The following is a 19,367-nucleotide window of genomic DNA, read 5'->3' as shown; positions in this document are numbered from 1 at the left end:
GCGCCCTGGGGCGTCTGACTCACTGAGGAGAGGAGAGGGTCACGATGAAGCTCGTGGTGCAGCAGTTCCTGACGCTCGACGGTGTCTCCCAGGGGCCGGGCGCCCCGGACGAGGACACCAGCGACGGTTTCGAGCGGGGCGGCTGGTTCGTGCCGCATCTGGACGAGGAGTTCGAGCGGCTGGCCGGTACCTGGCTCGGTGAGGCGGACGCGCTGCTATTTGGCCGCCTTACCTACCAGAACTTCGCCCGGGACTGGCCGACGATGACCGACCATCCCTTCGCCGGGATCATGAACGGCCTGCCGAAGTACGTCGCCTCCCAGAGCCTGACGACGGCCGACTGGAACCCGACCACGATCCTGTCCGGCGACGTCCCCGCCCGGGTGGCGGAGCTGAAGCGGCTGCCCGGCCGGGAGATCCAGATCCACGGCAGCGCCCGGCTCGCGCAGTCCCTGCTGGCCGCCGGGCTGATCGACACGCTGCGGCTGGTGATCGCCCCGGTCGTGGTGGGGCAGGGCCGGCGCCTCTTCCCGGACAGCGGGGCACCGGCCGGGCTGCGGCTCACCGACCTCCGGACGACGCCGGGCGGCCTGTCGGTACACGTCTTCGAGTCGACGGGGGTGCCGGAGTTCGGGACGTACGGGGCCGGCGTCTGAGGACCCACGGCAGCTGCTCCTGAACGCCGCATACCCTCGTACGCATGACATCCCGCCAGGCGACCCGCCCCCGCATCGTGGGATCGGTGACGCGCGGGACGACCAACCCCAACCGCCTGCGCCGTATGGACCGCTGGATCGCGGCCACGCACGGCGCGGAGCTGCGCCGTGCCGCCGACCCCGTGACGGTCGACCTCGGGTACGGCGCCGCCCCCTGGACGGCCGTCGAGCTGCTGCACCGCCTGCGTACGGTCGCGCCACGCGCGCGCGTGGTGGGCGTCGAGATCGAGCCCGCCCGGGTCGCGGCGGCGCTGCCGTACGAGCGGGCGGGGCTCGTCTTCCGGCACGGTGGCTTCGAGATCCCCCTCCCGCAGCGGCCCCTGCTCGTCCGGGCGGCGAACGTGCTGCGGCAGTACGAGGAGGGCGAGGTCGCGGCCGTGTGGGAGCGGCTGTGCGGGCGGCTCGCTCTGCCGGACCCGGCCACCGGTGCGCGCGGCGGGCTGCTGGTCGAGGGGACCTGTGACGAGATCGGGCGGCGGCACGTGTGGGTCGCGCTCGGCCCGGAGGGGCCGCGCACCGTCACCTTCGCGACCCGGCTGGGCTCCCTGGAGCGCCCCTCGGACCTGGCGGAGCGCCTGCCGAAGGCGCTCATCCACCGCAACGTCCCGGGCGAGCCGGTGCACGCCTTCCTGCGCGACTTCGACCGCGCCTGGGCGGCCGCCGCGCCCTACGCCTCCTACGGCGCCCGCCAGCGGTGGATCCGGGCGGTACGGGACCTGACGGCGGACTGGCCGGTGGCGGACGGGCCGGTGCGGTGGCGGCAGGGCGAAGTGACGGTGCGGTGGGAGGCGTTGGCCCCGCGGGGCTGACTCTCCGGCACGAGCAGCCGGCACGACCCGTCGACATGGCCCGTCGACATGGCCCGGCGACATGGCCCGGCGACATGGCCCGGCGCGGCCCGACATGGCCCGGCGCGGCCCGGCACGCCGGGGAACGGCACGACCTGCCGGGGAACGATCTCCTTGAGTCGTTCGTCACACAGGCGGGGAGATCGGCATGCCGGGGGCATACCGCGGTGGGGGCGGCGGGAAGCACTACCCCTGTCGCTTTGGGCGCCGTCGTGGCAGCATCCCCAGACGAACCGGATGTTACTGACGGTTAATCAGTTGGGGGCTGAGGTATGGGAACGGGCAAGCGTGGCCTGATCGCGACGGCTGTGACCGTGGTCTGCGCGATCACCGTGCTGGCGGCACCGGGCACGGCGTTCGCGAGCCCCGGCCCGGAGCCGACGCCGAGCGCGAGCCCGACGCCCGGGCCCAGCAAGGACCTCGAGGCCGTACGCAAGAAACTCGACAAGCTCTACCGCGCCGCGGGCCGCGCCACCGACGAGTACAACGCCGCCGAGGAGAAGGCGGACAAGCAGTCCGCCGAGATCGTCGAGCTGGCCAAGAAGATCGTCAAGGGCAAGGAGAAGCTGGCCAGGCTGAAGGACCGCGCCGGAGCCTCGGCCGCCGCGCAGTACCGCGGGGGCGGACTGCCGCCCGAGGCCCATCTGACGCTCAGCGACGACCCGCAGGAATTCCTCGAGGGAGCGGTCCGGGTCCGCCAGGGCCAGCACGCGGCCAAGGGCCTGATCGGCGAACTGAGCCGCACCCAGGAGGACTTGGAGCAGTACGCCAAGGACGCCTCCGCGCAGTGGAAGAAGCTGGAGGCGGGCCGCAAGGCCAAGGCCGCCGCGCAGAAGAAGATCGAGAAGCAGATCGAGCAGGCGGAGAAGGTCGAGTCCGAGCTGCGGAAGGACGAACAGAAGCGCCTCGCGGAGCTGGAGGAGGCGGCCGCGGCAAAGGCACAGTCCGCCTGGCTCGGCTCCGGCGTCCTCGACGAGATCAGCGGCAAGGCGACCGAGCAGGGCAGGAAGGCCGTCGAATACGCCACGGCCCAGATCGGCAAGCCGTACCAGTGGGGCGCCGAGGGCCCAAAGACCTACGACTGCTCCGGGCTGACCTCACAGGCCTGGATATCCGCCGGCCGCGGCATACCGCGCACCTCGCAGGAGCAGTGGAAGCAGCTGCGGCACATCGACGTCCAGGACATGCGGCCGGGCGACCTCATCATCTACTTCGACGACGCCAGCCATGTCGCGATGTACATCGGCGACGGGGCGATGGTGCACGCCCCGCGGCCCGGGCGGGACATCACCGTCGCGGGAGCGGGATCCATGCCTATCCTCGGGGTGGTGCGGCCGGATCCCGGCACCGACGCCGGGTGAACATATCGGGCATCAGGCACCTTTGGTGACCCGGCCCACGTGACCCACCGCACGCCGGAACCCCTGCGAAACGCGGCGCTGACGTGACGTTCGTCATCTCCGCAGCATCTCCGGCCTGTCCAACTGCGGCACATATCGCGGCATATGACACTGGCCGATGGCGTAGCGGCGTGGCTCACACCATTCCAATGCGGCGCCGACACCCGCTATGGTCCCCGTCGGTGGGTCGAGGTCCCTCGCCCCCGCCATGCCCTCGGGGGGAGGGAAGGAACCCAAGACAATGCCCGTACCCATACCGCGGCAGAGAGCGATCCCGGCCGTGGAGAGTGGTCAGGCTCAGGCCGCGTCCCCGTGCGCCGGCTCCGCAGAGGACTCCGTCACGGAGACCTCGACCGCGGCCCCGCGCACACCGGACACCGCCGGGAACAGCACGGAGAAGGTGGAGAACAACACCGCCCACACCAATCTGACCCTGCTGCTGATCGAGGACGACCCGGCCGGTTCGCCGCTCGTGCCGGACATGCTCGACCAGGCAGGCAAGCCGATCCGCGTCCGCACGGCCCGCAATCTGACCGAGGCCGGGCGGCTGCTGACCGACGACGTCCACTGCATCCTGCTGGACCTGGCACTGCCCGCGCCGGGCCACAGTGACTCCGAGGACGAGCTCGCCGTGCTCAAGCACGTGCTGGAGCTCGCGCCCCGGCACGCCGTCCTGGCGCTGACCGCGTCGGGGGACGCCGAGCGCGGCGCGGAGGCGGTGCGCGTGGGTGCCCAGGACTACCTGTTCCGCGACGAGCTGGACGGCCGGCTGCTGAGCCGCGCCATCCGCTACGCGGTGGAGCGCAAGCGTTCCGAGTCGGCCGAGCGCCGGCTCGCCGAGGGCCGCCTGCGGGCCCAGGAGAACCGCCGCCTGGAGCGCGGTCTGCTGCCGACCCCGCTGCTGGAGGGCTCTCCGCTGCGGTTCGCCGCCCGCTACCGCCCGGGCCGCTCGCGCGCCCTGCTCGGCGGTGACTTCTACGACGTCGTCCGCACGCCGGACGGCACCGTGCACGCGATGATCGGTGACGTGTGCGGTCACGGCCCGGACGAGGCCGCCCTCGGGGTGGAGCTGCGGATCGCGTGGCGCGCGCTGACGCTGGCGGGCCTGTGCGGCGACCAGCTGCTGGGCACGCTCCAGCAGGTGCTGGAGCACGAGCGGGCCGACGACGAGATCTTCGCGACGCTGTGCACGGTGGACATCGCCCCTGACGGCCGCCGCGCCGGTCTGTGCCTGGCGGGTCACCCGTCGCCGCTGCTGGCCCGGCCGGGCAAACCGGCCCGTCTGCTGCCGTACGACAACAACGGACCGGCCCTCGGGCTGCTGCCGGGTGCCCGCTGGCCGCGTATGCAGGTCGAGCTGGGTGCGGAGTGGAGCCTGATGCTCTACACCGACGGCCTGATCGAGGGCTATATCGGCCAGGGCCGGGAGCGGCTCGGCCAGGACGGCATGACCGAGATGATCCGCCGCCAGTTCGCCGAGGGGCTGCGGGGCGAGCGGCTGCTGCGCGCGGCGGTGAACGAGGTGCGCGACCTCAACGGTGGCGAGCTGACGGACGACGTGGCGGTACTGCTGCTGGACCGGGTGCCCTAGCCCCGGCCTGCGGCGCCGCCCGGGCGGCGCCTGCCGGCGTCTACCGGCCGCCGTTCCAGGGGCCGTACGGGCCGTCGCTGCTGGAGCCCCGCTGGCTCCGGCCGCCGCCGGGGAGCGCGCGGATGGCCGGACGGACGTCGACCATGTACACGATCGTCGCGATGAGCCCGATGATCGGCAGGAACGACAGGATCGGGAAGAGCAGGTTCACCACGAAGGCCAGACCGAGGATGATCAGCCAGAACGGCTTGGTCTTCTTGTCGGCCGCGCGGTACGCGTCCTCCCGCCGCACGGCGGCGTCGAACAGAGCGAAACCGCTGAAAATGATCAGGGCCATGCTCAGAAGCCACATAAACCCTGCGAAGCCCTGCATCAGCACAACGTCCACCACCAGACTCGGCTCGTCCCTACGCGGTCACCGTACCCGTACAACGGGCCGGACACCCCCAGGGTGCCCGGCCCGCGCTTGCTTCCTCGGCGCTTACTTTCTCCGCGCCTACTTTCTCCGCGCTTACTTCGCCGGCGGCGTCTTCTTGGCGACGGGCTTGCGCGCCGGAGCCTTCTTGGCGGCGGGTGCCTTCTTCTCCGGGGCGGCCTGGGCCCTGGTGCCGGCGGGCTTCGCCGGCTCCTCCTTGACCTCGACCGGCTGGGCCTTCGGCTCGACGGCCACGGCCAGCTCCTCGACGCCCTCGGCGACGTCCTCGATACCCTCGGCGGCCTCGCCGCGCCAGGTCCGCACGGCCTGCTCGCCGTGCTCGGCGACCTTCTCGTAGGTCTCCCGGGCCTTGACGGCGTACTCGGCGGCCACGCCGACCCCGCGCAGCGCGAAGTCCTGGGCGTTCTCGCCGAACTTCTTCAGGTCGGCGTCGAGGGTGCTGCCGAGCTTCTTGATGTCGGCGTCGAGGGAGCCGATGAAGCCCGTGACCTTGGTCTGGAGGGTCTCCTGCGTCTCCTTGACGCGGGCGGTGGCCTCCTTGGCCCGGGCGGACGCCTTCTCCTGGACGGCCTTGGTGTCGGTGTTGCGTACGGCGTCGATCCGCGCCGGAGCCTCGGCCCGCAGCTGCTCCACCAGGGCCGGCACCTTCTTCGCCTGCTGGAGGGCGAGGTCGGCGGTGCCCGCGGCGAAGTAGAGCGGAGTCGGGTCGCTGAGGGTCTTGCGCAGGTCGTCGGTGATGGCCATGGTGAGGGTCCTCCCGGATTCTTTCTCGCTTGAGGGTTCGGCTGAGGGTGGTGTGATCCGCAGCGGAGCGGCCGGTGCCCTGGTCCGGCTCAGCCGGCCGTCTGCTGCGGGTCGGTGTCACTGCCGCCGGTGGCCTTGCGGGTCCGGCGGGTGGCGGGCGTAACGCCGGATTCCTTACGGGTCCGGCTGGTGGCGGGCGTACCGCCGGTTTTCTTGCGGGTGCGGCGGGTGGCGGACGTACCGCCGGATTCCTTGCGGGTGCGGCGGGCGGCCGGCGCACCGCCTTCTCTCTCGGGGGTGCCATCCTCGGCGGACCGGCCGCCGTCGGCCGTGCGGGTCCTTCCGCGTATCTCGGTGCCGGCGTCCGGGGCGTCCCCGTCCGCGTCCGCCGCGCCTTCGGCGACCACGACCTCGACGACGGCGGCGGCGTCGCCGGAGCCGTCGGAGCCGTCGCCGGTCCCGAACCCGTTCTCCTTGCGGAAGGACTCGTAGATCTGGAGCAGCACCTGCTTCTGCCGCTCGTTCAGCGTCGGGTCCGCGAGGATGACGGCACGCGTCTCCACCTCGTCCCGGTCCCGCTCGGCGTCGAGAATGCCGGCCCGCACGTACAGCGTCTCGGCGGAGATCCGCAGGGCCTTGGCGACCTGCTGCAGCACCTCCGCGCTCGGCTTGCGCAGCCCGCGCTCGATCTGGCTCAGATACGGATTGGACACCCCGGCGGCGTCGGCGAGCTGCCGCAGCGAGAGCTGCGCGTTGCGCCGCTGCTCGCGCAGGTAGTCACCGAGATTGCCGACGTTGAGTGATGCCATGCCTCCACAGTGCCGCACCTCGCTAACTATTGCAAGCACCCGCTTGCAAAAGTGCGCCGCGTCCACATGGCCGCCTTGAGTGAGCCTGAGCAAGATAGGTGTCGTACTTGCAGGACATCCGTCGTCCTCCGGGTCCGGCCGCCTTGCGCAGGTGCTCATGGTCCGGTTTGCGCAGGTGCTCATGGGCCGGTCGCGCGAGTCGCCGGGAAGCGGCGTTGTCGGTGGGCTCTGCCAGGGTGTGCGCCGTGGATGAATGGGTGGAGCGTGTCGACGGTCAAGATCGCGTGCTGGGGGTGGTCAGCCGTCGGGAGGCCATCCGGGAGGGTTGGCTGCATCGGGTCGCCGTGACGGTGTGTCGTGATGACCGCGGGCGGATTCTCGTCCACCGGCGGTCGGAGCAGGTGTCGCGCTTCCCCGGGCTCCATGAGGTCGAGGTCGGTGGCGCCGCGAATGTCGGCGAGTCCTATGAACAGGCCGCCGCGCGGGAGCTGGCCGAAGAGCTGGGCATTCGTGCGCTGCCGCGCCTGCTGTTCACGTTCATCAACCGCAGCGGCTTGAGCCCTCACTGGCTCGGCGTGCACGAAGCCGTGGTGCCGGACGCCGTGGTCCCCGATCCCGATGAGGTCGCCTGGCATGGCTGGCTGACCGAGCCGCAGCTCGGCTCGGCCCTGTTGGAGTGGCGCTTCACCCCCGACAGCAACGAAGCCTTCAGCCGGTATACATCTCCCTCGAAGGTCGCCCTGAGGCATGACGCCGACCACGACCATCGGAACTCCGGCCGCCGTGTTCCTGCACAGCGGCCCGGAAAGGTAGCGCTGACAGCGCGCCCGGCCCGCGGCCTGCTCGTTGAGCGCCGCTGCTCGTGCCTTCACGGGCACGGGCAGCGGCGGAGACACAGCGGTGGAGACACAGTCATATCATCCGACGGCGGTGCCCTCGAGCTCGACCATCTGGCCGGGGATCGCCAGGCGCGTCACACCGAGCATGGTGGTGGTGGGCGCGACCTTCGCGGCGCCCAGCCGGCCCGCCAGCACACCGTAGTGCTGGAAGAGCAGGTCGACGTCGGTCGTGTAGACGTTGATCCGGACGAGGTTCGAGAGGGACATGCCGGCCTCGGCCAGCACCGCCTCGATGTTGTCGATGCTCAGCGCCAGCTGCGCCGCCATGTCACCGTCGTGCTCGGGCTTGCCTTCCTTGCTCATCGCGGTCTGCCCCGAGATGTACAGGGTCCGCGAGTGCCCGGATACGACCTCACCCTGGTTGAAGCCCATCTCGACCGACCACGTCACCGGGTTGACCGCGTTACGTTCCATTGCCGATTCGCTCCATCCATTCGGTTCACTGAAGTGCCTGCGCTCAACGACTCGGCATCCGCCGGGCTTTGTCGTCGCGCAATGGAGCCTCCCAGTAAAAGATGACATCCTCGGTCATGTATTTGATTAGGGTTTTCGCATGCGCGCCGACCGGTTGGTTTCCTTGGTGCTCCTGCTGCGCCAGCGCGGCCGGATGACCGCGGAGACACTGGCTCGCGAGCTGGAGGTATCCCCCCGCACAGTCCTGCGCGACATCGAGGCCCTGTCCGCGGCCGGCGTCCCGGTCTACGCCGAGCGCGGCCGGCACGGCGGTTTCGCGCTGTTGCCCGACTTCCAGACGGCGCTCACCGGACTGAATCACGACGAGGCGCTCGCCCTGCTCGTGGCCGGATCGCGGCGCGGCGCACAGCTGTTCGGTCTCGGTTCGGCACTCGCCTCGGCCATGCTCAAGGTGGTCGACGCGTTGCCCGAGGGCCTTCGGGACACGGCGGCCGATGCGGCGCGGCGCTTACTCATCGACCCGGAGACCGACCTCCTCTCACGCCGCGTGGCCACCGAGGAGATGCCCGACGCCATCGTGGCCGAGATCCGGCGCGCGGTCTTCGCCGGACACAAGGTGCGCATCCACTACGCGGCACCGGACCAGGCCCCGAAGTGGCGCACGGTGGACCCGATCGGCCTGGTCACCGTTCGCGAACAGGGATACCTGCTGGCCAAGAGAGCCGGCGAGGACCGCACCTACCGGCTGTCCCGGGTACTGGCCGCCGAGGAACTCGACGAACGCGCGCAGCGACCGGACACCGTTGACCTGGACCGGGCCTGGCAGGAACGCAACGCGCAGTTCCGGAACGGCGGTGACCAGGTCGCCGTACTGGTACGGGTGAACCCGGCGCGGCGGGAGCACCTGGTCGGCACCGTCCTGGCCGTCTGCGCCGAGGAAGCCGACGCGGACGGCCGGCTGCGGCTGAACGTGATCTTCCAGGATTCCCGACATGCCGAATGGGCCCTGTGGCAGCACGCCGACGACGCGGAAGTCCTGGCCCCGCAGTGGCTGCGCACCTCCCTGTGCGACCGGGCCGCCGCGATCGCTGCCCGCTATGGTCCGCCGGCCTGAGATTCCGCATGGACGGAGCGAACCGCCGACACACGGCCCACGTAGCTCGCGGCCGTCGTAGTTTCGGGGAAGGGAGCCGTCCCGGGCGGCCCAGCACAGCGCCACCGCCGAGGAGTTGACCATGGACGCACACGACGCACACGAGGCGCAGGACACCGCGAAGAGGCTGCGGGCGATCGGCGACGAGTTGTCGGAGCGGTTCTACGAGCGGGACGACGTGGTGCGGACGCTGGTGGTGACGCTGCTGGCCGGGCAGCACTCGCTGGTGCTCGGTCCGCCCGGGACGGCGAAGTCGGAGCTGGCCCGGGAGCTCACGGGCCGGGTCGAGGGGGCCGCCTACTGGGAGATCCTGCTGTCGAAGTTCACCGCGCCGACGCGGATGTTCGGTCCCATCGATGTCGCCGCGCTGGCCCGGGGCGAGTACCGCCAGGTCTACGACGGCCGCGCCACGACCGCCCATGTCGCCTTCATCGACGAGATCTTCAAGTGCTCCACGGCCGCGCTGAACGAGACCCTGGGCTACCTCAACGAGCGGATCTACCACCCCGAGAACGGCGGCGAGCCGATCCGCTGCCCCCTCATCGGCGCCATCACGGCGAGCAACGAACTGCCCGCCGGGGAGGACTCGGCCGCCATCTACGACCGGCTGCTGGTGCGGATCGAGGTCGGATACCTGGAGGACCCCTCGAACTTCGCCGCGCTGGTCCGCTCCGCCGTCGGCCGCCCGGCGGCACCGGAGCGGACCACGATCGAGCTGGCCGCCCTGCAGCACGCCGTGAGCGAGGCCGTCCCGGCCGTGGACGTCCCCGACGCGATCGTGGACGCGGTGTGCACGCTGCGGGCCGCCCTGCGCCGCAGGGAACTCGTCGCCTCCGACCGCCGCTGGCGGCAGGCGGTGAGCCTGCTCCAGGCGTCCGCGTACCTCGACGGCCGTCCCGAGGTCGCCGAGGCCGATCTGTCGGTGCTGACGCACGTGCTGTGGGACTCCCCCGCGCAGCGCCCGACCGTCGAGCGCGAGGTGCTGCACCTGGTCAACCCCGACGCCAAGGAGGCGCTCGAGCTGGCCGACACCATAGAGGAGCTGGAGGCCCAGCTCGACGCGATGGCCGGTCAGTCCCGCGAGGCACTGAGCGAGTGGGTCATCAAGCAGGCCCACAACAAGCTCGCCATGGCCGGGAAGCGGCTGGAGAAGCTGCGCGAGGAGGCGGCGAGCGCCGGCCGTTCCACCGCCGCCATCGACCGGGTCACCGGCCGCCAGCGCGCCGTCCGCGCCCGCGTGCTGACCGAGGCACTCGGCATGGACGCGAGCATGGTGCAGGCCCAGCTGTGAGCGTCCGCGGATTCCACCGGCTCGACGAGCTGGCGGAGCGGGGCGGGAAGTGGCTGGGCCTGTCCGCCGCCGCTCCGGAGCGGCACACCGGGGCCGTGGTCGCGGACCGGTTCGACCGGATGACCTGGCACGACACCTGTGAGCAGTCGGCCGGGCTACGTGAGCTGGCCGAGGAGCTGGGCAGGAGCCACGGCCATGTCACCGAGCTCCTGACGGACGTGTTCCTGGCCGCCTACAAGGTCAGGCCCCGGTTGCGCGAGCCCGCCGAGATGGACCCCTCCCGGCTCGTCAACCACCAGATCGTCAGCTCACTGGTGGAGTCCCCCGAGTTCACCGGACTGCACCGGGAGACCGCCGGCGACCCCTACGCCGCCGCCATGGCCGTACTCGCCCAGGCCGCCGCGCTGCGGGGGCTGCTGGAGCGTACTCGGCAGGCCCGGGAGCAGGCCGAGCAGCAGAAGCGGGCCCACCGGGACGTGGCGGACGCGGCCGACGCCGTGAGCGAGGCGCTCCGGCGGGCCGCCGCCGAGGCCGAGGCGGACGGCACGGTGCCCGGCCCGGCCGCCGACACCGTAGAACAGGCGATCGAGGCCGCCGGGACCGCCGAAGCCGCCGCGCGGCAGGCCGCCCAGGGCGCCGCGCAGGCCCTCGCGGCGGCGGCCCCCGGTGTCGGCGCCGCCGCCCGGACCGCGGCCGCGAAGGCCGCCGCGGCCGTACGGGAGGAGGCCGCGCTGATGCGGGCCTGGGGCGTCGGACCCGGCGAGCTGGAGCGGCTGCCGTTCGGCCCGCGCGCCCGGCTCGCCGAACGGCTGCGCACCGGCCGGCTCGCCCAGTGGGCCGAACTGATCGGCCGCTTCCGGCAGATGGCGGGCGGCGAGCGGGCCCGCAAGGTGGCGAACGCCACCGGGGAACTGGTCGGCGTCACGCTCGGCGACGACCTGTCCCGCGTCATCCCCTCCGAGCTCGCGAACCTCGGCCTGCCCGAACTGCGCGCGGTCTTCGCCGTGCGCTACGCCGCCGGGGAGCTGATGCTCTACGACAGTCAGGGCGAACAGGCCACCGGCCAGGGCGCGATCATCGCCTGCGTCGACACCTCGCACTCCATGTACGAGGCCGGGCCCGGCGGCATCACCCGGGAGGCGTGGGCCAAGGCGTGCGCGCTGGCGCTGCTGGACCAGGCCCGCCACGCGGGACGCGACTTCGTCGGCATCCTCTTCTCCGCCGCCGACCGGCTGAAGGTCTTCCGCTTCCCGGCCGACGAGCCCGCGGGCATCGCCCAAACCCTCGACTTCGCGGAGACCTTCCTCGGCGGCGGCACCAGTTACCAGCGACCGTTGTCGGCGGCCGCCGATCTGCTGGAGGAGGAGTTCGACGACGCCTCCCGCAGGCGCGGCGACATCGTGATGATCACCGATGACGACTGCGGCGTCACCGAGGAGTGGACACGCGGCTGGAACGAGGCCAAACACCGCCTGGGCTTCCGGCTCTTCGGCGTGGCCGTAGGCGCCCCGCGGGTCGCGGCGACCGACTCGGTCCTGGACACCCTGTGCGACAACCTCCGCGTGGTGGAGGACCTCACGGACGTCCACGCGGCCGCGGATCTCTTCCGCGTGATCTGACGCCGGTCACGACACGCCGGTCAGGACACGCCGATCAGGACACGCACGTCACGCCAAGCCTCCGACGATGCAGAAGGGATGCCCGGCCGGATCCGTGAGGACCCGCCATCTGTCCTCCTGCGGCTGATCCGGTTTGCCCGCCCCCAGCTCCAGCAGCCGGGCCTCGGCCTCATCGACGTCCACGACCCTGAAACAGCAGTGCAGTTGCTGCGGAACGACCTGGCCGGGCCAGCTCGGAGCCCGGTAGTCGTCGACCCGCTGAAACCCGATGTCGAACCCGCCCTCACCGTCCAGCGCGGCGAACTCGGCGTCCGACTTGGGGTGGAGCCCAAGTCCGGTGGCTTCCCGGTAGAACGCCGCGAGGGCGAGCGGATCAGGGCAGTCCAGGGTGATCGCGCTCAACTTCATCAGCGGGGTCATGGCGCCTCCGGGCCGATCGGTGGGGGACTCTGACCCTGCACACCCTAGAAGGGGGTAGGTCGCAAAATCGTTCGACGAGCCGGGTCGGGCACCGCCATGATCCGCACTCGTGACGACGACTTCGCAGCAGTTCCTGGTCCGGGCCGCCGCCCGGAACAACGCCGAGTGGTGCGCGGCGATGTGCCGGGCTCACGGGGTGATGGGCGAGTTCGGGGCAGATGCCTGGGCCGCCCGCGTCCGGACGCCGCTCTACTACCCCGACGCGGTGACGCTGGAGCCGGACGCCGACCGGGACGCGCTCGTGGCGCGGATCGACACGGCCTCACCCGGCGCCTCGGTCAAGGACAGCTTCGCCGACCTGGAGCTGACGGAGGCCGGGTTCCGGGTGCTGTTCGAGGCGCAGTGGATCCACCGTCCGGCTGGGGCACCCGCGCCCGTAGCCACCCTCGCCTGGGACGTCGTGGGCGATCCGGACTCGCTGCGCGCCTGGGCACTGGCCTGGGACGACGGGGCCGGGGACGCGGACCTGTTCCAGCCCGGGCTGCTCGCCGACCCGGAGACCTTCGTGATCCTCGGGCGGGCCGCCGACGGCCGTATCACCGCCGGAGCGGTCGCGACCCGCAGCGGGCAGGTGGTCGGCGTCTCCAACGTCTTCGGGCGAAACGGCGGGCCCGACGCCGCCTGGCCGCTCGTCCTGCACGCACTCGCCCGGCTCTTCCCCACCCTGCCCGTCGTCGGCTACGAGCAGGGTGACGATCTGACAGCCGCCCTCCGGCACGGCTTCGAGCCGCTCGGCCCGCTGCGGGTGTGGACGCACAGCGGGTAGCCGTCGACGCCGAACACCGGCACTCCCCCGCGAAGCTGGACGACGGCACTGACACTCCCCGTACGCCGACGCGAGTACGCCGGTTTACTCCCGCTGAGAGACGACCTCACCCCGCCGCCCCGGCACCGTGTTCCACGTGACTACGAAGCCGAAGCCGAACCCGAAACTCAGCCGCCCCGCCCGCCGGGCCGTCCTGGTCGTCCACGTCGTCGCCTCCGCGAGCTGGCTCGGGCTCACGCTCGGGCTGCTCGCGCTCGGGACCACCGCGGCCACCACCGGGTCCGCCGTGACCGTGGAGGCGTCCGTCCGGGCCATGCGGCTCTTCGCCGACTGGCTGCTGCTTCCCGTCGCGTTCCTCACGCTCCTCAGCGGTCTGGTGCTGTCGCTGGGCACGCCCTGGGGTTTGGCGCGGCACCGGTGGGTCTACACGAAGTTCTGGCTGACCCTCGCCACGACCACCGCCACGGTGTTCGCCCTGCGCCCGGGGGTGAACGCCGCGGTCACCGCCGTCGCGGCGGGCGGTCCGCTGCCCGACGCCGGGGACGTCCTGATGGGGCCGGTCGTCTCGCTGTCCGCCTACGTCTTCATGACGGTGATCTCGCTGCTGAAGCCCTGGGGCCTGACGAGGCGGGGCAGGAGGCTGCGCGCGCCCGCCCGGCGCACCCTTCAGGACGCCTAAGGCAGAACCCTGCTTGCCTAAAGGTATTAGGCAGATGCACAATCCCTTCAGGCAGAAGGGAGAGGCCGTATGGCACGCGTGGGACTCACGGCGGAGCGGCTGACCGAGGCGGGCGCGGAACTCGCCGACGAGGTCGGCTTCGACGAGGTCACCGTCTCGGCGCTCGCCCGGCGGTTCGACGTCAAGGTCGCGAGCCTGTACTCGCACGTGAAGAACTCCCAGGACCTCCGGACCAGGATCGCCCTGCTGGCGCTCGCGGAAATGGCCGACCGGGCCGCCGACGCCCTGGCCGGACGGGCCGGCAAGGACGCCCTGGCCGCCCTCGCCGACGTGTACCGCGACTACGCCCGGGAACACCCCGGCCGCTACGCCGCTGCCCAGCTGCGGCTCGACCCGCGGACGGCGGCCGCGAGCGCGGGCGTCCGGCACGCCCAGATGACCCGGGCGCTGCTGCGCGGCTACGACCTGACGGAACCGGACCAGACCCACGCGGTCCGGCTGCTCGGCAGCGTCTTCCACGGGTACGTCAGCCTGGAAATGGGCGGCGGGTTCAGCCACAGCGCCCCCGACACCGACGCCACCTGGGTCCGGATCATCGACGCCCTCGACACGCTGCTGCGCAACTGGCCCGCGCCCCCTACGGATCCCCGAGGCTGACCCCATGCACACCGAGCACGACTGGATCACCACCCCCCTCACGGCGGACCTGCTGCGCGGCGCCCTCGACCTGGAGCGCACCGAGCACGGCCTGCTTCCGCACCGGCTCCCCGGCCGGGCCCGCGCGCAGAACACCAACGCTCAGCTGGCGATGGCCGAGGCCCAGCCCTCCGGCGTACGCCTGGCGTTCCGTACCGCCGCGACCGCGATCGAACTGGACACCCTGCGCACCAAGCGCGACTACACCGGTTTCCCGCCGCGCCCGGACGGCCTGTACGACCTGCTCGTCGACGGCAGCCCGGCCGGTCAGGCCGCCGGGACCGACGGCAACGTCCTCACCGTCGACCTGGCCACCTGGGAGGGTGAGGTCACGCCGGGCCCGGTCGGCACGGTCCGCTTCACGGGCCTGCCCGCGCGGGACAAGGACGTCGAGATCTGGCTGCCCCACAACGAGACCACCGAGCTCGTCGCCCTGCGCACCGACGCGCCCGTTTCGCCCCTGCCGGACCGGGGCCGCCGGGTGTGGCTGCACCACGGCAGTTCGATCAGCCACGGCTCGGACGCCGCGAGCCCCACGGCCATCTGGCCCGCGATCGCCGCGCTGCGCGGCGGTGTGGAGCTGGTCAACCTCGGCTTCGGCGGCAGCGCGATGCTCGACCCGTTCACCGCGCGCGCCCTGCGGGACACCCCGGCCGACCTGATCAGCGTCAAGATGGGCATCAACATCGTCAACCAGGACGTGATGCGGCTGCGCGCCTTCGGCCCGGCCGTGCACGGCTTCCTCGACACCATCCGCGAGGGACACCCCGACACGCCGTTGCTGCTCGTCTCCCCCGTCCACTGCGCGATCCACGAGGACACGCCCGGGCCCACCGCCCCGGACGTCAGCGCGCTCGGCGAGGGCCGGCTGAGCTTCGCCGCGATGGGCGACCCTGCGGAGACGGCCACCGGCAAACTCACGCTCGGTGTCATCCGGGAGGAACTCTCCCGCATCGTGCGGCAGCGCGCCGGCGACGACCCGAACCTGCACTACCTCGACGGCCTGGAGCTCTACGGCGAGTCCGACGCGGCCGAACTCCCGCTCCCCGACCACGTCCACCCGGACGCCGCCACCCACCGCCGCATCGGCGAACGCTTCGGCGAACTGGCCTTCGGCGAGGGAGGGGCCTTCGCGGAACGGAGCCGGGGCTGACTGCCGGACCCGCCCCTGCGTCCCGTTCCACGACCGCCGACGCCCCGGCCGCCCCGGCCCGCCTGTTCACCGACCCGGACTTCACGGTGGAGCAGGACCTCACCGCGTAGGCGGTCGGTCGAGCACCCACCTTTTTGTGGGTACTGGGCAACGCCCGGACCCCGGGGGAAGCTGGTCGCAGAGCGGCCGGTGAGACACCGGAGCGGGTGAGGAAGGGGTGACGTGCGCATCAGGAGGCCGACCGGGCGGCCTCATCCAGTTTCTCCAGGCGACGGTGGCCCCAGTCCGACAACGGGGCCAGTGCCTCGGCGAGTTCACGGCCGAACCCGGTCAGGGAGTATTCGGTCTTCGGCGGCAGCACGTCGTACACCTCCCGGTGTACCAGCCCGTCCGCCTCCATCTCCCGCAACGCCGAGGTCAGCACCTTCTCGGTGAGCCCGGGCAGTTGCCGGCGCAGTTCTCCCGGGCGGTGCGGGCCCGACTCCAGCAGCCAGAGCAGGGCCGTCTTCCACTTGCCGTCGATCACGGCGATCGCGGCAGTCACTCCACAGACGTCCGCGTCCAGGCGCCGTCGCGTCATCTTCGCCCCGTTCGTCATTCATGGTCATCACACTCGAAGGAGTCCCAGCGTGTCCACGTACAGCACGTCCCCGTCCCCGGCCTATTCCGGCAGCCGTCCTGCCGGGGCCACCACCACGGTCACCGTCCTCGGTCTCGGCCCGATGGGCCGGGCCCTGGCCGGCGCGTTCCTGGACGCGGGGTTGCGCACCACCGTATGGAACCGCACACCGGGCCGGGACAGGGAGCTCCTCGACCGCGGGGCGTCGAGCGCCGCGTCGGCGGCGGAGGCGGTCGCCGCGAGCGAGGTGACCGTCGTCTGCGTGGTGAACTACGACGCCGCCGACGCCGTCCTGCGCCAGGACGAGGTCGCCACCGCCCTCAAGGGCCGTACGGTCGTCAACCTGACGGCCGACACCCCGGACCGGGCCAGGGGCACCGCCGACTGGGCCGCCGCGCACGGCGTCCGCTACCTGGACGGCGCCATCATGACCCCCACGACCACCATCGGCACCGACGAGGCCGTCTTCCTGCACAGCGGACCGGCAGACCTCTACGGGGAACTGGCCGCCGTCCGGGAGGCGCTGGGCGGTACCCACACCCATCTCGGCGAGGACGTGGGCCGGGCCGCGGCCTACGACATCGCCCTGCTCGACATCTTCTGGACGGCGATGGCGGGCTACACGCACGCCCTGGCGGTGGCCCGCGCCGAGGGCGTCACGGCGGGCGAACTCGCCCCCTTCGCCGCAGGCATCGGCGCGATCCTCCCCCCGCTGTTCGCCGAGACCGCGGCGGACGTCGACAACGGCACCTACTCCGGCGAGGGCAATCCGCTCACCTCGGCCGTGTCGTCCATGGCACACGTCGTTCACGTCTCCGAGGCCCACGGCATCGACGCCGGCGTCATGCGCGCGGCCGAGGGCATGGCCCGTCGCGCCGTCGGGCTGGGGCACGGACAGGACGGCTTCATCCGGATCGCGGAGGTCATCGGGCGGCGGTGAGGACCCTCGCGCGGCGGCCGGGCACACCACGATCAGAACGGTCAGAACGGTCAGAACGGCAACGGCCTCCCCCGCACCACCTCCAGCCTCGTCACCGCCCGCGTCAGCACCACGTACAGCCGGTGGAGCCCCCGTGCCTCCGCCTCGGCGATCGCCGCCGGCTCGACGGCCACGACATGGTCGTACTCGAGTCCCTTGACCACGCTCGCCGGCACCAGGGCAAGGCGCGCGCCGAGTTCTCCGGGTCCCGCCGCCTCGATACCGGCCGCGTCCAGGGCCGCCCGCACCCGGGGCACGTCCGCGTCCGCCGCCACGACCCCGACGGAGCCCTCCCGCTCCAGCGCGTCCCGTACGGCGTCCACGACGGCCGCCGGCACCCCGTCCGGGTCCGTCTCCCGCATCCGCAACTCCCCGTCCCCACGCAGCGAACGGGCCGCCGGCACGTCCACGTCCAGCCGCTCCAGCAGCCGGTTGGCGAGGCCCACGACCGCACGCGGCACGCGGAATCCGGTGGTCAGCTCGACCACGGCCGCGTCCGGTTTCCCCAGGTGCGCCAGGACCGTCGGCCACGACCTCGCCACCCACGGCGTCGTCCCCTGCGCCAGATCGCCCAGGACCGTCAGCGAGCCGAAGGGGGCCCGGCGGGCGATGGCCCGGCACTCCATCGGGGACAGGTCCTGCGCCTCGTCGACGACGACATGCCCGTACCCCTCCGGATGCCCGATCAGCCCGGCCACCTCGTCGAGGAGCACCAGATCGGCGGCCGACCAGCGGGCCGACTTCCACGACCGGGGCGGCTTGAGCCACAGCAGCGCCCGCTGCTCGGCGTCGTCCAGCAGCCCGTCGGCCGCCCCCGCCAACGCCTCGCCATCGGTGAGCAGTTCAGCCAGGACCTCCTCCGGTCGCACCCGGGGCCAGACGGCGTCGAGGTACGCGGACACCGGCCGCGCCCGCTCGACCCGGCGCACCCAGGCGTTCGCCGGCGGCCCGGCCCGCCGCTCCACCCGCTCGCGCAGACACCGCACGATCCGCGCCCGCACCCGCTCCCGCCCGACCCCGTACGGCGGTTCCTCCTCCCGTACGTCCGCGACGATCCGCGCCAGCTCCGCCTCGGGCACCCGCCAGCGGTACGACCCGTCCGGCGCGGCGAGCGAGCCCGCCCCCTCGGTGCGCACCCGCGCGTACAGCGCCCGCCGCAGCACCTTTGCCATCCGGGCGTCGTGCTTGACGACGGCGGCCAACTCGTCGTCGGCACCACGGACCGGCCACCGGGCGATCTCCTCCGCGAGGGTCGACTGCCGCACCCCCGTCTCGCCGAGGGCCGGCAGCACCTCCGCGATGTACGACAGGAATGTGCGGTTGGGCCCGAGGATCAGCAGGCCGCCGCGCCGGATGCGCTGCGGGTGCGTGTAGAGCAGATACGCGGCCCGGTGCAGACCGACGGCCGTCTTGCCGGTGCCCGGCGCGCCCTGCACGCACACCGACATCGCCAGATCCCCGCGTACGAGGTCGTCCTGCTCGGGCTGGATGGTCGCGGCGATGTCCCGCATCGGCCCGACACGAGGCCGTTCGATCTCCCGCGCGACGATCCGGCTGGCCCGGCTCTCCCCCTGCCCCAGGTGCTCGTCCTCCAGGCCGGTGAGGTCGCCGGAGTCCCCCCGGCTGCCGGGCGCCCACCCGAACCGCCGGCGCACGGCGACGTTCTGCGGATCACGGGCGGAGGACTGATAGAAGGCACGCGAGACGGGTGCGCGCCAGTCGACGACGAGGGGCGGTTCGGCCGGGTGCTCGGAGATGCGCAGCCGACCGATGTGCAGCCGCCCACCGGCCCCCTCGAACTCCAGGGCCCCGAAGAACAACGGCCCCTCGGGCAGTTCCCGCAAGGCCTTGGCATGGCTGCGCAGCCGGTACCCGAGCACCTCCGCGTCGGCACCGGACGCCGAGACGTCCTCTCCGATGACGACCTGTTCACCGGCGCCCTCGACCATCGCGGCGAGGGCGTCCCGGCAGCGCTCGTGATGGGCGCGTTCACGGCTGAGGGCGTGCTGGAGGGCAGGCTCGGTCGACGTCATTCCACCGAGCGTACCGCAAAACGTAACCGAGTTAAATTTATT

The 19,367-nt window shown here is 72.2% G+C and carries 19 protein-coding genes and 1 pseudogene; 13 read left to right on the top strand and 7 right to left on the bottom strand.

Annotation, left to right across the window (positions count from 1 at the left end):
* The first annotated feature begins 44 nt into the window (after positions 1–44).
* The 4 genes from AC07DF_RS27005 (at position 45) to AC07DF_RS26990 (ending at position 4,555) form a co-directional block, all read left to right on the top strand.
* A complete protein-coding gene (locus AC07DF_RS27005; protein WP_478976519.1) occupies positions 45–656 on the top strand; it encodes a dihydrofolate reductase family protein in 612 nt (203 codons plus the stop codon).
* Positions 657–700: 44 nt separating this feature from the next.
* On the top strand, positions 701–1,525 hold the full coding sequence (locus AC07DF_RS27000) for a class I SAM-dependent methyltransferase (protein WP_478976516.1): 825 nt from the start codon (positions 701–703) through the stop codon (positions 1,523–1,525).
* 311 nt (positions 1,526–1,836) lie between these two features.
* Positions 1,837–2,925: a C40 family peptidase gene (locus AC07DF_RS26995; RefSeq protein WP_478976513.1), complete on the top strand. Its 1,089-nt coding sequence runs from the start codon at positions 1,837–1,839 to the stop codon at positions 2,923–2,925.
* 280 nt (positions 2,926–3,205) lie between these two features.
* Complete coding sequence (locus tag AC07DF_RS26990) at positions 3,206–4,555, top strand: PP2C family protein-serine/threonine phosphatase (RefSeq protein WP_478976510.1); 1,350 nt, start codon at positions 3,206–3,208, stop codon at positions 4,553–4,555.
* A gap of 40 nt (positions 4,556–4,595) precedes the next feature.
* Here the strand turns inward: AC07DF_RS26990 and AC07DF_RS26985 are convergent, their stop codons facing one another.
* From AC07DF_RS26985 to AC07DF_RS26975, 3 genes are all read right to left on the bottom strand, one after another.
* The gene (locus AC07DF_RS26985; RefSeq protein ID WP_382495898.1) at positions 4,596–4,928 is read right to left on the bottom strand and encodes a DUF2516 family protein; all 333 of its coding nucleotides are present in this window, start codon (positions 4,926–4,928) and stop codon (positions 4,596–4,598) included.
* A 138-nt stretch (positions 4,929–5,066) separates the two neighbouring features.
* Entirely contained in the window at positions 5,067–5,735 is a 669-nt protein-coding gene (locus tag AC07DF_RS26980; RefSeq protein WP_478976506.1) for a hypothetical protein, read from the bottom strand.
* 89 nt (positions 5,736–5,824) lie between these two features.
* Positions 5,825–6,544 (bottom strand): helix-turn-helix domain-containing protein, encoded by a 720-nt coding sequence (locus tag AC07DF_RS26975; RefSeq protein WP_478976503.1) that lies wholly within the window; start codon positions 6,542–6,544, stop codon positions 5,825–5,827.
* A gap of 257 nt (positions 6,545–6,801) precedes the next feature.
* On the opposite strand from AC07DF_RS26975, the pseudogene AC07DF_RS26970 reads away from it, so the two are divergent.
* Positions 6,802–7,263: pseudogene (locus AC07DF_RS26970) on the top strand (NUDIX hydrolase); the annotation flags it as partial.
* Between the two features lie 198 nt (positions 7,264–7,461).
* On the opposite strand, the gene AC07DF_RS26965 reads toward AC07DF_RS26970, so the two are convergent.
* Positions 7,462–7,857, bottom strand: coding sequence for a RidA family protein (locus AC07DF_RS26965; RefSeq protein ID WP_478976500.1), 396 nt, complete (start codon positions 7,855–7,857; stop codon positions 7,462–7,464).
* Between the two features lie 139 nt (positions 7,858–7,996).
* Here AC07DF_RS26965 and AC07DF_RS26960 point away from each other — a divergent pair, with 139 nt between their 5' ends.
* From AC07DF_RS26960 to AC07DF_RS26950, 3 genes are all read left to right on the top strand, one after another.
* Positions 7,997–8,971, top strand: a complete 975-nt coding sequence (locus AC07DF_RS26960; protein WP_478976497.1) for a helix-turn-helix transcriptional regulator — start codon at positions 7,997–7,999, stop codon at positions 8,969–8,971.
* Positions 8,972–9,092: 121 nt separating this feature from the next.
* Complete coding sequence (locus AC07DF_RS26955; protein WP_478976494.1) at positions 9,093–10,301, top strand: AAA family ATPase; 1,209 nt, start codon at positions 9,093–9,095, stop codon at positions 10,299–10,301.
* On the top strand, positions 10,298–11,920 hold the full coding sequence (locus tag AC07DF_RS26950; protein ID WP_478976491.1) for a vWA domain-containing protein: 1,623 nt from the start codon (positions 10,298–10,300) through the stop codon (positions 11,918–11,920). Before AC07DF_RS26955 ends, AC07DF_RS26950 begins: the two co-directional genes overlap by 4 nt.
* 48 nt (positions 11,921–11,968) lie before the next feature.
* Here AC07DF_RS26950 and AC07DF_RS26945 read toward each other — a convergent pair whose 3' ends face one another.
* Complete coding sequence (locus AC07DF_RS26945; protein WP_478976489.1) at positions 11,969–12,340, bottom strand: VOC family protein; 372 nt, start codon at positions 12,338–12,340, stop codon at positions 11,969–11,971.
* A 178-nt stretch (positions 12,341–12,518) separates the two neighbouring features.
* On the opposite strand from AC07DF_RS26945, the gene AC07DF_RS26940 reads away from it, so the two are divergent.
* From AC07DF_RS26940 to AC07DF_RS26925, 4 genes are all read left to right on the top strand, one after another.
* Positions 12,519–13,166: a hypothetical protein gene (locus AC07DF_RS26940; protein WP_478977903.1), complete on the top strand. Its 648-nt coding sequence runs from the start codon at positions 12,519–12,521 to the stop codon at positions 13,164–13,166.
* A 136-nt stretch (positions 13,167–13,302) separates the two neighbouring features.
* A complete protein-coding gene (locus AC07DF_RS26935; RefSeq protein WP_478976486.1) occupies positions 13,303–13,845 on the top strand; it encodes a DUF2269 domain-containing protein in 543 nt (180 codons plus the stop codon).
* A gap of 69 nt (positions 13,846–13,914) precedes the next feature.
* On the top strand, positions 13,915–14,502 hold the full coding sequence (locus AC07DF_RS26930) for a TetR/AcrR family transcriptional regulator (protein WP_478976483.1): 588 nt from the start codon (positions 13,915–13,917) through the stop codon (positions 14,500–14,502).
* Between the two features lie 4 nt (positions 14,503–14,506).
* Positions 14,507–15,694, top strand: a complete 1,188-nt coding sequence (locus AC07DF_RS26925) for a GDSL-type esterase/lipase family protein (RefSeq protein ID WP_478976480.1) — start codon at positions 14,507–14,509, stop codon at positions 15,692–15,694.
* A 229-nt stretch (positions 15,695–15,923) separates the two neighbouring features.
* On the opposite strand, the gene AC07DF_RS26920 is transcribed toward AC07DF_RS26925, so the two are convergent.
* Positions 15,924–16,274, bottom strand: a complete 351-nt coding sequence (locus AC07DF_RS26920) for a winged helix-turn-helix transcriptional regulator (RefSeq protein WP_478976477.1) — start codon at positions 16,272–16,274, stop codon at positions 15,924–15,926.
* A 49-nt stretch (positions 16,275–16,323) separates the two neighbouring features.
* On the opposite strand from AC07DF_RS26920, the gene AC07DF_RS26915 reads away from it, so the two are divergent.
* Entirely contained in the window at positions 16,324–17,253 is a 930-nt protein-coding gene (locus AC07DF_RS26915) for an NAD(P)-dependent oxidoreductase (protein ID WP_478976474.1), read from the top strand.
* A 50-nt stretch (positions 17,254–17,303) separates the two neighbouring features.
* On the opposite strand, the gene AC07DF_RS26910 is transcribed toward AC07DF_RS26915, so the two are convergent.
* Positions 17,304–19,325, bottom strand: coding sequence for a HelD family protein (locus tag AC07DF_RS26910; protein WP_478976471.1), 2,022 nt, complete (start codon positions 19,323–19,325; stop codon positions 17,304–17,306).
* Positions 19,326–19,367: the final 42 nt, after the last annotated feature.

It is taken from the genome of Streptomyces sp. NPDC044719 (genome assembly GCF_056433405.1).
The sequence above is the reverse complement of the archived record's forward strand: the minus strand, read 5'-3'. Positions and strand labels throughout refer to the sequence as shown.

Excerpts from the sequence above, each read along its gene's own strand:
- AC07DF_RS26980 (WP_478976506.1), bottom strand. The coding sequence starts at position 5,735 with ATGGCCATCACCGACGACCTGCGCAAGACCCTCAGCGACCCGACTCCG.
- AC07DF_RS26910 (WP_478976471.1), bottom strand. The coding sequence starts at position 19,325 with ATGACGTCGACCGAGCCTGCCCTCCAGCACGCCCTCAGCCGTGAACGC.
- AC07DF_RS26995 (WP_478976513.1), top strand. The coding sequence starts at position 1,837 with ATGGGAACGGGCAAGCGTGGCCTGATCGCGACGGCTGTGACCGTGGTC.
- AC07DF_RS27000 (WP_478976516.1), top strand. The coding sequence starts at position 701 with ATGACATCCCGCCAGGCGACCCGCCCCCGCATCGTGGGATCGGTGACG.
- AC07DF_RS26975 (WP_478976503.1), bottom strand. The coding sequence starts at position 6,544 with ATGGCATCACTCAACGTCGGCAATCTCGGTGACTACCTGCGCGAGCAG.
- AC07DF_RS26940 (WP_478977903.1), top strand. The coding sequence starts at position 12,519 with ATGTGCCGGGCTCACGGGGTGATGGGCGAGTTCGGGGCAGATGCCTGG.
- AC07DF_RS26930 (WP_478976483.1), top strand. The coding sequence starts at position 13,915 with ATGGCACGCGTGGGACTCACGGCGGAGCGGCTGACCGAGGCGGGCGCG.
- AC07DF_RS26985 (WP_382495898.1), bottom strand. The coding sequence starts at position 4,928 with ATGCAGGGCTTCGCAGGGTTTATGTGGCTTCTGAGCATGGCCCTGATC.
- AC07DF_RS27005 (WP_478976519.1), top strand. The coding sequence starts at position 45 with ATGAAGCTCGTGGTGCAGCAGTTCCTGACGCTCGACGGTGTCTCCCAG.
- AC07DF_RS26990 (WP_478976510.1), top strand. The coding sequence starts at position 3,206 with ATGCCCGTACCCATACCGCGGCAGAGAGCGATCCCGGCCGTGGAGAGT.
- AC07DF_RS26925 (WP_478976480.1), top strand. The coding sequence starts at position 14,507 with ATGCACACCGAGCACGACTGGATCACCACCCCCCTCACGGCGGACCTG.
- AC07DF_RS26955 (WP_478976494.1), top strand. The coding sequence starts at position 9,093 with ATGGACGCACACGACGCACACGAGGCGCAGGACACCGCGAAGAGGCTG.
- AC07DF_RS26920 (WP_478976477.1), bottom strand. The coding sequence starts at position 16,274 with ATGACGCGACGGCGCCTGGACGCGGACGTCTGTGGAGTGACTGCCGCG.
- AC07DF_RS26965 (WP_478976500.1), bottom strand. The coding sequence starts at position 7,857 with ATGGAACGTAACGCGGTCAACCCGGTGACGTGGTCGGTCGAGATGGGC.
- AC07DF_RS26960 (WP_478976497.1), top strand. The coding sequence starts at position 7,997 with ATGCGCGCCGACCGGTTGGTTTCCTTGGTGCTCCTGCTGCGCCAGCGC.
- AC07DF_RS26945 (WP_478976489.1), bottom strand. The coding sequence starts at position 12,340 with ATGACCCCGCTGATGAAGTTGAGCGCGATCACCCTGGACTGCCCTGAT.